This window comes from Methylobacterium variabile, from assembly GCF_001043975.1.
GTDB lineage: Bacteria > Pseudomonadota > Alphaproteobacteria > Rhizobiales > Beijerinckiaceae > Methylobacterium > Methylobacterium variabile.
Genome location: NZ_LABY01000138.1, coordinates 1 through 14,075 on the forward strand (window position 1 = coordinate 1; position 14,075 = coordinate 14,075).

12 protein-coding genes and 1 pseudogene are annotated in these 14,075 nt (G+C 63.9%); 8 read left to right on the top strand and 5 right to left on the bottom strand.

Annotation, left to right across the window (positions count from 1 at the left end; genetic code table 11):
- Nucleotides 1-179: 179 nt before the first annotated feature.
- Nucleotides 180-533, top strand: a complete 354-nt coding sequence (locus tag VQ02_RS40175) for a DUF7831 domain-containing protein (protein ID WP_483414288.1) — start codon at nucleotides 180-182, stop codon at nucleotides 531-533.
- Between the two features lie 92 nt (nucleotides 534-625).
- Here VQ02_RS40175 and VQ02_RS19405 read toward each other — a convergent pair whose 3' ends face one another.
- Nucleotides 626-1,231 carry a PAS domain-containing protein gene (locus VQ02_RS19405; RefSeq protein WP_157080708.1) on the bottom strand — a complete coding sequence of 202 codons (606 nt, stop codon included), beginning with the start codon at nucleotides 1,229-1,231 and terminating at the stop codon, nucleotides 626-628.
- Nucleotides 1,232-2,217: 986 nt separating this feature from the next.
- Entirely contained in the window at nucleotides 2,218-2,469 is a 252-nt protein-coding gene (locus tag VQ02_RS19410) for a hypothetical protein (protein WP_048445859.1), read from the bottom strand.
- A gap of 284 nt (nucleotides 2,470-2,753) precedes the next feature.
- On the opposite strand from VQ02_RS19410, the gene VQ02_RS19415 reads away from it, so the two are divergent.
- On the top strand, nucleotides 2,754-2,993 hold the full coding sequence (locus VQ02_RS19415) for a DUF6894 family protein (protein WP_048445864.1): 240 nt from the start codon (nucleotides 2,754-2,756) through the stop codon (nucleotides 2,991-2,993).
- A 12-nt stretch (nucleotides 2,994-3,005) separates the two neighbouring features.
- Here VQ02_RS19415 and VQ02_RS19420 read toward each other — a convergent pair whose 3' ends face one another.
- Nucleotides 3,006-3,734 carry a Crp/Fnr family transcriptional regulator gene (locus VQ02_RS19420; protein WP_048445860.1) on the bottom strand — a complete coding sequence of 243 codons (729 nt, stop codon included), beginning with the start codon at nucleotides 3,732-3,734 and terminating at the stop codon, nucleotides 3,006-3,008.
- 152 nt (nucleotides 3,735-3,886) lie between these two features.
- On the opposite strand from VQ02_RS19420, the gene VQ02_RS39790 reads away from it, so the two are divergent.
- The 6 genes from VQ02_RS39790 to VQ02_RS19445 all read left to right on the top strand — a co-directional run bounded on the left by VQ02_RS39790 (nucleotide 3,887) and on the right by VQ02_RS19445 (nucleotide 9,332).
- On the top strand, nucleotides 3,887-4,114 hold the full coding sequence (locus VQ02_RS39790; protein WP_083469319.1) for a helix-turn-helix domain-containing protein: 228 nt from the start codon (nucleotides 3,887-3,889) through the stop codon (nucleotides 4,112-4,114).
- Nucleotides 4,111-4,497, top strand: a complete 387-nt coding sequence (locus VQ02_RS39910; RefSeq protein ID WP_342447841.1) for a recombinase-like helix-turn-helix domain-containing protein — start codon at nucleotides 4,111-4,113, stop codon at nucleotides 4,495-4,497. Before VQ02_RS39790 ends, VQ02_RS39910 begins: the two co-directional genes overlap by 4 nt.
- Before the next feature lie 253 nt (nucleotides 4,498-4,750).
- Complete coding sequence (locus VQ02_RS37305) at nucleotides 4,751-4,957, top strand: hypothetical protein (RefSeq protein ID WP_157080709.1); 207 nt, start codon at nucleotides 4,751-4,753, stop codon at nucleotides 4,955-4,957.
- A 598-nt stretch (nucleotides 4,958-5,555) separates the two neighbouring features.
- Nucleotides 5,556-6,005: a nickel-responsive transcriptional regulator NikR gene (gene nikR / locus VQ02_RS19435; RefSeq protein ID WP_048445862.1), complete on the top strand. Its 450-nt coding sequence runs from the start codon at nucleotides 5,556-5,558 to the stop codon at nucleotides 6,003-6,005.
- Between the two features lie 127 nt (nucleotides 6,006-6,132).
- Complete coding sequence (locus VQ02_RS19440; RefSeq protein ID WP_083469321.1) at nucleotides 6,133-8,238, top strand: TonB-dependent receptor; 2,106 nt, start codon at nucleotides 6,133-6,135, stop codon at nucleotides 8,236-8,238.
- A 47-nt stretch (nucleotides 8,239-8,285) separates the two neighbouring features.
- Nucleotides 8,286-9,332 carry a HoxN/HupN/NixA family nickel/cobalt transporter gene (locus VQ02_RS19445; protein ID WP_048445863.1) on the top strand — a complete coding sequence of 349 codons (1,047 nt, stop codon included), beginning with the start codon at nucleotides 8,286-8,288 and terminating at the stop codon, nucleotides 9,330-9,332.
- A gap of 813 nt (nucleotides 9,333-10,145) precedes the next feature.
- On the opposite strand, the pseudogene VQ02_RS19450 reads toward VQ02_RS19445, so the two are convergent.
- Both VQ02_RS19450 and VQ02_RS19455 read right to left on the bottom strand, forming a co-directional pair.
- Nucleotides 10,146-11,564, bottom strand: a pseudogene (locus VQ02_RS19450) (ATP-binding protein); the annotation flags it as partial.
- A gap of 592 nt (nucleotides 11,565-12,156) precedes the next feature.
- On the bottom strand, nucleotides 12,157-13,716 hold the full coding sequence (locus VQ02_RS19455) for an ATPase domain-containing protein (protein WP_083469320.1): 1,560 nt from the start codon (nucleotides 13,714-13,716) through the stop codon (nucleotides 12,157-12,159).
- Nucleotides 13,717-14,075: the final 359 nt, after the last annotated feature.

Here is a 14,075-nt window from a genome sequence, read left to right on the forward strand (position 1 = left end):
GAAGCGTCACCGAGCGCTTACGCCGGATCGCCAATCGGAGCGAGTGCGCCGGCGCGTCGCTCAACCGGTTCCGGTAGGTCGAGCTTAACCCTGAGATCCGCAAAGCTTCCCCGAACGCAGGCCCGCTAGGTCGGGGACAAGGAATGCCGATCCGGCGAGAACAGCACATCACCCGCCAGATGCTCCGCAACGAACCAGACACCCTCTGGGTGTTCGGGGACAATCTTTTGCAACGAGGCCTCGGCGGCCACGCCCGAGAGTCGAGAGGCGAGCCCAACGCCGTTGGTATTCCAACCAAGAGGTTGCCCACACTTCAGCGAGGCTCCTACTTCGCCGACAGCGACGCGGACCTGGAAGCGTTTCTGACTGCAGCCGAGTGGCCGCTTCGCCGTCTTGAGGATCATCTTCGGTCCGGTGGCGCCGTCGTCTGGCCAGCGGCGGGTATCGGCACTGGGCAAGCGGACCTCGAACGCAAGGCGCCGCGGATCTGGGCGAGTCTTGAGCGGGCGCGCAAGAGGCTGGAGGCTCTGTGATCCTCAACACCTTGCTGGTCCGGACCATGCCAGGATGGGCGAGGTGAGCCGTGTCGTGCCGCCCCCCATAGTGAGAGACGGTGCAGTCCGGCTCAGTTCATGCGGCGATCGCGCTCTGTTTTGACCAGGCGACCGAGGCAGCGCCCGAGTTCCAGCAGCAGAATGTCAGCTAGCTTCAGCAGGAAAGGTTGGTCCGCTTCCAAGATCGCCTCGCGTGCTGACAGGCAGTGATCGGCGGCGCGCTCCAAGGGATGGCAGGCCTGCGGCTCCTCGATCCGCTGGCCGTATTGGTTCTCGCTGAGGCTCGCACCCGTGATGTCGATGAGGATGCCGCGCCCGCGCAGCGGACGGCCAGCCTCGTCCAGTTCGTAGCGCCCGCGTGCGAGAACCCATCGCATATCGCCCTCGGCTGAGCAGACACGGAATTCGGCGATGAAGGCAGCGCCCTCAGAGGCGTTGGTCTTCATGCGCTTAATGACGGCGTCACGATCGTCAGGGTGGATGCAGGCTGCGAACTCGGCCAGCGTGCCGCCCTCGCTGCGCTGCCGGGTGCTGGCCCATAGGATCTGGTGCACGTATTCGTCTGCCCGCAAGCGGTCGTTCGCCACATCCCATTCCCAAGCACCTGCCTCATTGCCAAGAGATACAGGCATTGGGAATTTTTGCGCATCGTATGCAATCGACGCAGCGCGGCCCATGAACCCCTCCAAGCTGATCCTATTCTTCTATGGCTGGATCCTAGCTCGGCTATCCCCCGTCTTTCAATAAGCCTGTACCATAGTGCAAGCTTGGTTACTGGTCGCCATCAACTTGCCTCATATGAGCGCCTGAATGGATTAGCGCCGCATTGGATTTAACAAATGAGAGACAAGCCAGGGCCGTCGGACGCCCACGAAGCTGGCAGTGGCAGTGCCTGCAAAGACCAACAGGTAGGCATGGCAGCCAATGCGGTGCCTGTCGCGACAGCACACTTCTCGGATAGCGTTCGCCGAGTGAGTCCATCCGAGCGGATGCAACTGAAAATGGCAAGAACGTTAGGTCTTCCACCTAACTCCCTGCCCGATGGTAGCCTGCCTGCCTCGTCACGGTTGGCTATTGATAGTGGCACCACAGACACACAACCTGGGCAGGTGGCGGCAGAGGAATGTCTGGCACTCGTGCGTGCCTTCAGCCGGATCCGGGACCCGAAGGTGCGACACAACTTCCTGCAGATGATCGAGGCGGCTGCGGATCCCGAGGAGGACTGACGCCGATCGCACATAGCTACATGGCAGCTACCGGAACTCGCTTCCCGAATTCCCTCAACGGCGAAGAGGACGCTAATCTGGCCGCGTTCTGCCAGCGCTGCCACATACTACATGACTGCGACGAGCATCAGCGCCGCCGCTGACGCATCCTCTTCCGGCGCAAGGCCATGGGACCTGTTCCAGGGACCGTATCTGGCAATCTGAGCGCAAGTCCTTATCGACTCGGCCGTCGGGATTGCTCAGAGTCCAGACTCTCGGCTTGCGCCTAGGTCCTCACGGTTGCGCCTCGTGTCCGGTCGGACCGGGGGCCACTCCACGGTGGAAGATTACGGCTTCATGTAAGCCCGCGACCTCACCGATCCGGACGGCCACGCTCTTGGAGCGATGTAGATGGATATGTCCGCGATGGCCGCACAGGGACAGCAGCCGGCCGCGTTTCAACCGTAGCGCATCGCCAGCCAGGCCCGACACTGCTCCAGGTCGCTGAAAGTGCCGTGCTTCGGCGGCTGCACCGCATTGGAAAAGGTGGCTTCGATATGCCAGTGGTCACCGCATCCCAGCTCCAGGTGCATGCGCGGGTCGAGACGCGCCAGCACGGCAACCAGGCGATTGTTGACGAGCACAAGACAGCCCTCCCGGTCGGCGCTGCCCGTATCAATGGCAATAGGCTGGAAATCGATCGAGAGCATGGCAGCCTGTGTCGCGGCAACGTTTCGGGCGGTCGATTACGGTTGATATACAACCTCCACAAGTCTCGCTCCTGCGTTTCCGGCGACCTGTTGCCGCAAAGCCTCCAACGGGCAACAGGACCGCTTGCAAGCTATTCGCGGTGCAGGGCAACCCGCGCCGGAAGCTCGGTCGCGCCGCAAAGGCAAATGCCGGATGCGGTGATGTGACGGTATGTTAGAGCATGATGGGGTTTGGCAGCTTACAGACCCTTCTACTGCCGCTCGGCAGCCATGAGGATGCCGCCATGCCCCGCTTCTTCTTCGACATCCATGACGGGGAGTGGTCGCGCGATGCCGAGGGGGTGGAGTGCGCCGATGTCGAAGCCGCTTGCCACGAAGCAAAGCGGGTGCTTCCCGGGATGGCTGTCGACCAGGTGCCGCAGGATGGGGACCGGCATGCGATCACGGTGCTCGTCACCGACGAGGAACGCTATCCCGTCTATACCGCCACGCTGTCGTTCGCGGGGCTGGTGCTGAAAGGCTGAGGCGCTGGCTTGTCAGGCCGGGAGATCACGACAATCGTCCAGATGCAGATATCTGGGTTCAAAATCGGCGAATGATTTCAGCCGCTCTACATCGGGAATATGGACCCGCTTGTGCTTCCACGAAATAAGGTTGAGCCCTCGCAGTTCCTGCAATGTGCGGTTCACGTGGACGACGGACAGGCCGAGCGTATCGCCGAGATCGACCTGCGAGAGCGGAAAATCGAAGCTGTCCGCGTCAGCTAACCCGACCGTCTGGAGGCGCAGCAGCAACTCGCAGACCAAGTGCGCCAGCTGCTTGCTGGCCGAACGCTGCCCCATGCTGACGAGCCATGTGCGCAAGGTGGCCTCATCGACGAGGGTCGACCACCGCAGGGCGCGTGCGATGCGGGGGTGGTTCTGAAGGAGCTCGTCAATGGTGGCTCTTGGGATCTCGACGATATCGCAACCCCAGCCCGTGCCGATCGTATGGTCCATCTCGCCAAGAAGGGTGACATGCAGATCGCAGAAATCGCCCGGGACAAGAAACGCCGTTATCTGCCGCTGGCCGTCGGGCAGAAGTTTATAGCGGCATGCGAAACCACCCATGATGAGGTTCACGGCCGCCGGCCTTGTACCTTCGGTAATGATGTCGTGGTTCGTTGGAACGCGGCGACTTACACGGGAGATCGCCTCCAGCACAGCCCGGTCCTCGTCAGTGAGGAGAGCGCCGTGCTCGAGTTTCCTGATCAGCGGATTTGACACGGGGGCTCCTCCCAGGCGCTGTTATTGCGAAGGTTCTACCACGCTTCGACACCCTTGAGTGCTTGGCTCACCGATGGCCGGGTGTCCTTGCTTCTCCACGCCCCAGGCGCGCACGGCTCCATGCTCAAGCTTCCCGTCTGGGGTCGCATGCCATGGCGCCGCGGGCCGGCATCGCCCACGCAAAGGCTCAAGAAGACGCCTACAGAGGCAGAAAGCCTTCCCACAGCCGCAGCCAACTCGACACGGTACGGACCATGCTGAGCCAGGGCGTCAGCATCTCGGCCATCGCCAGGGACACCGGCCTGTCGCGGCAGGCCGTCTACCGCATTAAGGTCGATCCAGCGGAGGCAGAGGCGATCCTAGTGCGGTGGGTAGCATGAAGACCGGGATTGATCGGTTTGCGGCCAAGGGCCGAGAGACCAGCATCCAAGTGCGCCAGGAGCGAGCCAAGCGACATGCTGCCGAGCTGGTCCCCATCATCGAAGATATCCAAGCCGGTGGCGTGACGACGTTGCAGGCCATCGCGGGCGCGCTCAACGATCGCGGCATCCCCACAGCTCGTGGTGGATCATGGTCGGCGGTGCAGGTCAGCCGAGTCCTTGCCTGGGCTGCTCAAGACAGTGGGCTGAGGACATTCCATCCAGCGGAGTCCCCGCTCACCGGTGACGCCAGTCGAGCAAGTGGCAGGACTGGCGTGACCCACTCTCATCTAGAAGTCGGCCGGCAAAAAGGAAGCCGCCCTTGCGAGGCGGCCCGAGTCTAGGGAGGAAACGCCCATGAGGGCTGCGACAGCAACGTCGCAGTGCACAAACGCATATTGCGATGCAATATTCCGACAGCAGAACGCCCGGCGAAGGGTTTGGACCTTGACGGGCGCTGCACCATGAACTGACCTTATCCTGCCTTCAGCGGTGCCGGCGCGCGCGAGTTCCTGAGCAGCGTCCGTGCTGTAGGCGGCGTTGCGGATCTGGCACGGGCTGCCTGAGGGGTCCAGCTTTCGGCCGGAGCAAATTGCGGTGCTGTTCTTCCAGGAGGGCCAGCTTCCCGGCGATTTCAAGCGCCTTGATCCGGTGCTTATGGCTGAAGACGCGCAGGGCTTCCGCAAAGCCCTGACAGCCATCTTGCTCGGCGTAGTAGGCCATCTCGGCGCACTCGCACGCCAACGACTCAACGGTCGTCATGCTGACCATCAGCGTTTCGTGCAGCGACCTAACAACTGCTGAGAGTTCGTCACCCATCCCGCCAAGATACCGGATCGCCCGGCGGATGCCGAGGCTCTCCTGGCGTGGTCGTTTGCCTGAAGGGCAGCGGGCCAGGATCAGCCCTGCTGGTGGCGACCCGGCCTGCCGGCCTCACCGTGAGGTGGCCGGAACGGCGAGGCAGGTCAATTTAGCAGAGCGATCGTGGCTGAGGCATACCTACCAGTGAGCCTGCTCGTCGCCCGCTCCATGGCCGAGCCCCCCATAGGATCAGCACCTCTTGGTCGGTGAAGTCTTTGAGGAAGTACCAGAGCGCCAGCATCACGCTCAATGCTGGTCGGCTACCCCATCCGCATTGCTTGGCATCGCCGGTGAAGCGAGCTGCAACCTCCGCCATGCCGGCGATGTTGCCGGTGGCTGTCACGATGATTGCCGCCGTCGTCGTTCGTTTTATCGGCCGTTCGCATGAGCATACCCCTATGGACGGCCGGAATAACGAACGGACCTTGGAGCATCGCGTGATCAGGGTCCCGCACCTTCGAGTGCCACCACGGTTTCACGGCGACTGGTGGTGTTGGGCACAGCGGTCTACCACCTGACAGGGTATGCACCCGGGGTCGGCATGCAGCGCATCACCATCACAATCGACGACGACCTTCTCGCCACGGTCGACCAGCTTTGCCAGGAACGCGGCTACAACAGTCGCTCGGAGGCCGTACGCGATATCGTCCGGGACGCCGTCCTGTCCCCCCGGGCCGCCAAGACGGGATCCGGCATGTGCTCGGCGACCCTGAGCTACGTCTACAGCCACGGCACCCGGGATCTCGCGCGGCGCCTCACCGACGAAGGGCACCACCACGGCGTCTCTGTCGCCAGCATGCACGTGCATCTCGACCATGACGACTGCCTGGAAGTCGCCGTCCTGCGCGGGCCAGCGGATGCCCTGAGATCCTACGCCGACGCGATCACGACCCAGCGCGGCGTCCGATACGGCTACCTGCACCTGATCCCCGAGGAGGGCGGTACGCAGGCCGAGCACGTGCACGAGCACAGGATCATCCCGTCAGTGTGATCTTTTCGCATCTTCATCATACTGCCAGTGTGCGACAAGGAGAGGACTGCCGCGCTCCCTGACGACGACCATGCCGCCTCGCTCCTCCAATCGACTGTTCCCGCTCCGGGGCCGCCTGCGGCTGTCCATGCTCGGCCCGCTGCTGATAGGAGCCCCGTGTGCCTGGGCGGCGCCTTCGTCGACCACGGCACCGAAAGAGACCATCGATCTTGCCGAGATCGAGGTCGCTGCTGCTCCCCCCAGACCCGGAAATCCTAGCGCCAGCGTGGGCTACGTCGGGGGCGTCAGCGGCATCGGCGGCGGCCTCCGCCCTGTCGATGCTGCCAGCGCCGGTATCATCTCGGGCGCACAGATCAACAGCCGACCCGTCACCCGCCCCGGCGAGGTGCTGGAGGAGGTGCCGGGCCTCATCATCACGCAGCACTCGGGCGAGGGCAAAGCCAACCAGTACTTCCTCCGCGGCTTCAACCTCGACCACGGCACCGACATCGCCATTCACGTCGACGGCATGCCGGTGAACATGCGCACCCACGCCCACGGCCAGGGCTACGCTGATCTTAACTTCCTGATCCCCGAACTCGTCGGCGCGGTCGAGTTCCACAAGGGGCCGTACTTCGTCCGCGACGGTGACTTCGCCTCCGCGGGCTCGGTGCGGATCGACTACTTCGACAAGCTCGACCGCAACATCGCGCTGACGACGCTCGGCAGCTTCGGCTTCAAACGCGGGCTCTCGGCGGCGTCGGTGCCGCTCGGCGCTGGCAATCTCCTGGTCGCGGGCGAAGCGCAGACCTACGACGGGCCCTGGGTCGTGCCCGATGCCCTGCGCAAGCTCAACGGAGTCGCCCGCTACAGCCAGGGCACCGCGACGGACGGCTTCGCCGTCACCGGTATGGCGTATTGGGCGCGCTGGAACGCCACCAACCAGATCCCGGAGCGCGCGGTGGCGGAGGGCATCATCGGCCGCTACGGCACCCTCGACCCGACCGATGGCGGCGACACCGGGCGCTTCTCACTCTCCGGGCGCTGGAGCCAGTCGGACGCGGGCGGCATCACCAGGGCCTCGGCCTACGTGATCCGCTACCAGATGAACCTCTGGAACAACTTCACCTACTTCCTCAACGATCCCGTCAACGGCGACCAGTTCCGCCAGCGCGACGCCCGGGTGCTCGGTGGCGGCGAGATCAGCCGCGTCTTCCAGGGCGACCTGTTCGGTTTGCCGATGGAGAACGAGATCGGCGTGCAGACCCGTACCGACGACATCCGGGTCGGCCTGTTCAACACCACCGCCCGGCAATACCGCTCCACCGTCCTCGACGACCGGGTGCTGGAGGCGAGCGCCGCCTTCTACTACGAGAACCGGGTGCGCTGGACCGACTGGCTGCGCACCAGCGTCGGCTTCCGAGCAGACGGCTACTACGCTGACGTCCGCTCCGACACCCCGGCGAATTCGGGTCGCGCTCGCGACAGCATCGTCAACCCGAAGCTCGGGGCGGTGTTCGGGCCGTGGGCGGATACCGAGATCTACCTGAACTATGGCGGTGGCTTCCACTCGAACGACGCCCGCGGCGTCACCGCGACGGTCGATCCGGTGAGCCCGCTGTTCAACATCAGCCGCTCGCCGTTCCTGGTGTCCTCGACGGGCTACGAAGTCGGGATCCGCAACCGCTCGATCGCCGGGCTGGAGACGAGCCTCGCCCTGTTCCGGCTCGACTTCGCGTCCGAGAACCTGTTCCAGGGCGACACCGGCACCACCGAGCCAAGCCGTCCGACGCGGCGCTTCGGTATCGAATGGAGCAACCACTACGCGCTCACCCCCTGGCTGCGGCTGGAGGGCGACCTGACGATCACCAACGCGCGCTTCTCCGACCGCGACCCCGTGGGCCAGCGCGTGCCGGAGGCGCCGACCACCATCGCCTCGGCGGGCGTCACGTTCGGCGAAGGCCAGGGCTGGTTCGGCAGCTTGCGCTTCCGCTACTTCGGCCCCCGGCCGTTGATCGAGGATAACTCGGTCCGCTCGAAGCCGACCGCGCTGCTCAACGGCAGGATCGGTTACGCCTTCGACAACGGCATGAGCCTCGCCCTCGACGTGCTCAACCTGACGAACGCCAAGGCCGACCAGATCACCTACTTCTACGAGTCCCGCCTGCCCGGAGAGGCCGCAGCCGTTGCCGACCGGCACTTTCACCCTGTCGAACCGACCGCGGTGCGCCTGACCCTCGCGGGGCGGTTCTGACGGGCATTCCCCTGGCTGAGACGAGCCCTATCATCCGGAGCGGACCATTGCTGCCCAATCCCTTCGACGATCAGCCTGCCCGTCTCCGGGTGAAGGTCGGGCTCGTCTACGCCGTTCTGATCGCCGCCAACATCGCGGCCTGGATCGCCGCCTTCGTGGTGTTCGCCAACCAGCCCGTCCTGCTCTCGACCGCCTTCCTCGCCTACAGCTTCGGCCTGCGCCACGCCTTCGACGCCGACCACATCGCGGCCATCGACAATGTCGTGCGCAAGCTCATGCAGGAGGGCAAGAAGCCCTACTCGGTCGGCCTCTTCTTCTCTCTCGGCCACTCGACCATCGTCGTCCTGGCCTCGGGCCTGATCGCCGTGACGGCCGCGGCGATGAAGGACAGCCTCGACCAGTTCCACGACATCGGCGGCTTGATCGGCACGGCGGTTTCGGCGGCGTTCCTGCTCATCATCGGCATCGCCAACCTGTTCATCCTGCGCGGCGTGTGGACCGCGTTCACCCGCGTGCGCCGGGGCGGCAAGGTCGTGGACGAGGATCTGGATGCGCTTCTTGCCGGGCGCGGGCTGCTGGCGCGCGTGTTCCGCCGGATCTTCGGCGTCGTCTCGCGCTCCTGGCACATGTACCCAATCGGCTTCCTGTTCGGACTGGGCTTCGACACCGCGACCGAGGTCGCCTTGCTCGGCATCTCCGCGACGCAGGCCACGCAGGGCTTGTCGTTCTGGGCGATCCTGATCTTCCCGGCGCTGTTTACCGCGGGCATGACGCTCATGGACACGACCGACAGCGTGCTGATGACCGGTGCCTACGGCTGGGCGCTCTCGAACCCGATCCGCAAGCTCTGGTACAACCTGACCATCACGGCAGCGTCCGCAGCGATCGCGCTGTTCATCGGCGGCGTGGAGGCTCTGGGCCTGATCGGCGACAAGCTCGGGCTTGAAGGCGGCCTGTGGCGGGTGGTGGGCACGCTCAACGACAACCTGGGCGAGGCTGGCTTCGCCGTGGTCGGGATCTTCGTCGTGGCGTGGATCGCCTCGGTCATCGTCTACCGCGCAAAGGGGTACGATCGGCTCGAACCAGTCCGGTGAACGCAGCCGAGATCGCACGTAGTCTGACGCGCGGATCATGATCGAATCTGTCTTTTAGGGTATACCCTAGCGGATTTTGAGCGCCGTTGGGGGCCGCTCCCGACCCTTCTCGGGCCTTCCGAAGGTCTGCTTACCGGCAGTCCGATTGGCTCCGAACGACCGAGCCTGGCCGAAAGCAGCTGGTCCGCTTCGGGGCTGGCAAGGTGGTGAAGCGGACATTCTGCGCGGCTCAGAGGATGCTTCAGAGTGAGCCCCTCCGGATCTTCCACGCCGCCGGTTTGGATGTCCGCTACACGGGAGCTTCCCGCAGGAAATCGGCAGCCGTTCGCAATAGCTTGCGCGGTACAAAGCGTGCGCGATCACGTCGAGCGCCGACCACGAGCAGGCGTCGATGGCGCGAGCGAACTTGAAAGCCCATCTTCCCATCCTTGCTCGCATGCCGGCCGCTGCCATCCTGCGCGGGGGTGGCTTCCGGGACGTCGATGTCTCACTCGCTGCTTTCACGTGGCGCGCCTAGGTCGGACGGGCCTGATTGAAAGTCATCGTGGCTCTCGGTGCGAAGGTCGCTCATCTCGCCGGAGGTGGTCCGTTCGCGGCGACAACGGCGAGATGGCCATCAATGGACCGCAGTCCAATGCCATGGACGTTTTTAGGCAAGCTCGATGGGCGAGGTGAGCTGAACGAGCGCATCCAGACCGTCCTGGCGCCGGGAGCGCGAGCAGGACTGAGCCTCTACGCCTTCGACTTTCGGCCACGCCGAGGCGTGAGGAGCCTTAGAGACGGAGGGTGTGCGCTACGGGGTTCCTGCGAAGCTCAGCTAACCGGTGCTATCCGCTGCGGCATCTGGCCGATGACCTTGCGTAGGACACGCGAGATCTGCTCGGCCGAATAGGGCTTCTGCAGCAGTTCGAAGCCGTGCGAGCCCTCCTGGGCCAGGACGTGGCTGTAGCCAGAAGCGAGCACCACAGGCAAGTTCGGCAACCGCCTCTTGAGCAGCCGAGCGAGCTCGACACCGCCCATGCCTGGCATTACCACGTCCGAGAACACGGCGTCGAAGCCCGCACCGTCGAAACCAAGCTTCTTCAGCGCGTCCTCGGCGTTGACCGCCCAGTACGTGCGGTAGCCGAGATCCTCTAGGATTTGGGTGGCGAAGCGCCCGACCTCCATGTTGTCCTCAACCACCAGCACCTGCTGACCGAACCCACCCGGCTCAACGGAACCTCCTTCGCCGTCGTCCTCGGCCGCCCCTGCCTCTGGTTCCACTTCGGGCAGGTAGAGCGTGAAGGTCGTGCCACGGCTTGGCTCGGTCTCAACCGAGACGTCCCCGCCCGACTGTTTGGCGAAGCCGAAGACCTGGGACAACCCGAGCCCCGTCCCTTTGCCGACCTCCTTGGTCGTGAAGAAGGGTTCGAAGACCTGCGCCAGAACGGCGGGCGCGATGCCGGAGCCGGTATCATGGAGCGAGACCGCCGCGAACGGACCCGGCGCCGCAGCATGGCCGCGGATGGGCGGCAACGGTACGCCGCAGTCGAGGCGCAGGGTTAAGGTGCCTGCCCCGTCCATCGCGTCGCGGGCGTTCACCGCCACGTTGACGAGCGCCGTCTCGAACTGGCTGGCATCGACCCGGACGAAGCAGGGATGTTCCGGAACGTCGGTCACGACCTTGATCCGCGCGCCCGTGACCGTGTCGAGCAGGTCGCCCACGACGCGCAGCCGGGCGCCCACGTCGAGCGTCTCGGGCTTGAGTGCTTGGCGCCGGGCGAACGCGAGGAGCTGGCCTGTCAGCTTGGCCGCCCGGTCGACCGTCTCTGAGACAGCAGTGAGGTAGCGGCTCCTGCGTTCCTCCGGCAGGTCCGGCCGGCGCAGGAAGTCCACCGACGAGCGGATGATGGTCAGCAGGTTGTTGAAGTCGTGCGCCACGCCCCCCGTAAGCTGTCCGATTGCTTCCATCTTTTGCGCTTGGCGGAGAGCATCCTCCGTATCTCGGTGCTCGGTCGTATCCATGACGATGCCCGCCATGCGCAACGGACGGCCGTCTGGGGCGTACGTGACCTGGCCCTTCGCAATGATCCAACGAACAGCTCTATCCTTGCGGCGAATGCGGCATTCGAGGTCAAGGCTGCCACTCTCAATGGCTTGCTCGAAGGCGGCCAACACGGACCCGCGATCCTGCTCGTGGACGTGCTCCAAAAAGAGCTCGCGACCCCACACAGGCAAGGGTTCGCTGTAGCCGAAGATGAGGTCGTTTTGGGCCGAGCGCTTCGAGGTGTTTGCCGTAAGATCAAGATCCCAAGACCCCATCCCGGCGGCGTCGAGCGCAAAAGCAAGACTTTCGCGGGTGCTGTCGAGCTCCTTTGTGCGATCGGCAACACGCTGCTCAAGGCCAGCGCGGGCAGCCTCTAAGTCCTCGAGATGGCCGCGCGTCTGGTATTGGCGGTTGCGCCCCCGAAGAGCGGCGCGCACGGCGCCTTGCAACGCCCCGACGTGCAACGGTCGGTCCAGAATCGTGACGTTGCCGAGCCGCTCGAAAAGGCGCCATCGCTTAGCGCCGCCCCTTCTCGGGCCTCCGGCGCTGAGGACAACGATGGGCAGGTCCGACCATGGTGGCTGCTTGTCCAGGCATGTAACGAGTGTCTCGATCCCGTTCGCCAAGCCCTCCTCGGCCAGCAGCAGCATCGGCGTCCACTCGCCCAGACCGGAGCATAAACCCGTGAGATCCGGGCTTGCCTCGGACCTTACGCCGATGTCAGCCAGCACGCGCGAGATAGCATCAGCGTCTCGACCCAGAGGCGCGAGTACGAGGGCGGGGCCCAAGGCCTCCGCGTCAGTCGGTTTCGGCGGCATCTTCGGGAAGAAGAGGTCCGCTCGCACCCACGTATGTCGGAACGCCTGTTAGCACTCCTTTGAAGTCGGATAGCGGCGGGCCGACCTTCATCCCGTGCGGGAACAAGCGATACTCGCGTATCGCCAACTCGTGCACGCCGGTGCGCTTCTTGACGACGGAAATCGCTTTGCGCACCTGCCCTTGCGCCTCGAAAAATCGCAGCAGCACGACAGTATCGCTCAAGAACGAGAGGTCGATCGGGTTCGTGACATCACCGACGACTCCCTGCTGCGCCAGGATGAGGATCGTCACGATGCCCTTGTTATTCAGGTAGGTGAGCAACTCATGCATCTGCAGCACCAGCGCCTGCTCCTCAGGCATTGTTCCCAGATACGAGTTGAGGCTGTCGATCACCACGATCCTGGCCTTTTGCTGCTCGACCTGATGACGCACCTGCCAGACGAACTCGCCAGGGGACAGCCGAGACGGATTGGCGCGCTGCCACCCGAGCTTACCCTGTTTGACCGCCTCTTCGACGTCAAATTTGAGGGCTCGACCTCGTTCTGCAAGCGTCCGAAACGTTTCGTCGAAGGAGAAGTAGGCCGCGCGCTCCTCTCGACGGATCGCCGCCATAACGTAGGCCAGCGCGAGTGTCGATTTTCCAGCACCTGAGGGCCCGACAAACATATTGACGGTCCCGCGATCAAGCCCACCACCTAGAAGATCATCGAGCTCTGCTAGCCCGCTCCGGACTGTCCCCTTCTCGAAGTCGCTGCTGTGCTCCTCGGCAATCAGACTGGGAAAGACGAGCACTTCACCGGTGGTAATGGCGAAATCGTGCCAGCCGCTCTGGTAATTGGAGCCGCGCATCTTGGTGACAGCCACGCGGCGACGGACGGCGCCGTAGCTCCGCTCCATCTGCTCCAGCGAGATCACCCCATGCACAACGCTGTGCAGGTCTTTGCCTCCAACGTCCGTAGTCCTGTCGTCCAACAACAGCGTGGTGCAGTGGCGCCCCTGCAGGAATTGTTTGAGGGTAAGGATCTGTCGCCGATACCTCAATGGATCGGAGGCTAGAAGCCGCAGGTCAGACAAAGAGTCGATCACCACGCGATCGGGGTCGGTCTCGGTGATCTTATCGGTAATTAATTTGACTGTTTCGCTGAGTTCGATCTCGGACGGGAAAAGAACCGTTTGTTGCTCGTCGAGCTGCGCCTCCAGCGGTACCAGGTCGAAAATCTCGATCGCTGATAGATCCCAGCCATGCGAGGCAGCCGATGAGCGAAGTTCCTCAGCGCTCTCGGACATGCTCACGTAGAGCCCACGAGCGCCCTTTCGCTTAACTCCCTCCAGGAGAAACTGGGTAGCTATGGTCGTCTTACCGCTGCCGGGGTCCCCTTGGAGAAGGTGGACCCTGCCCTTCGCAAGACCACCGCGTAGTACGAGATCGAATTCCGGAATTCCGGTCAGCAGCTTTTCATTCTGCGATGGCACGCATTTTCTCCGAATCGAACCTGCCGCGCTAGCCGAAGTCGGGCAGCCGCTCGGAAGTCGTCCCATGTCAGCAAGATACCTGGCCTGCGGTCGCCGACCGCCTCGCCATTCTCTCAACGAGTGTTAACGGCCTAACCGCTTTCTCGGAGGCTGGCTAGGTGCCCGGCCTCACAGGAAGTTGAGCAGGCATGCAGCAGGTGAGGTGCATGATGGGCTAAGCGCGTTCGTTCCAGAAGTTTGGTGGTGTGAGACGGAGCGCCCCGACCTGAACGAACGTCGGCTCCTGAACGAACGTCGGCTATTGGGAAGCGCGTTAAGCGCGGAGAATGGCCGGGACGGGCGCCAAGCGGAATGTCGGCTTTCGGGCGGCAACCCAACGACGGCTCACCACCCATCACCAGCAGCCGCTCCCCACCCAGGCTGTG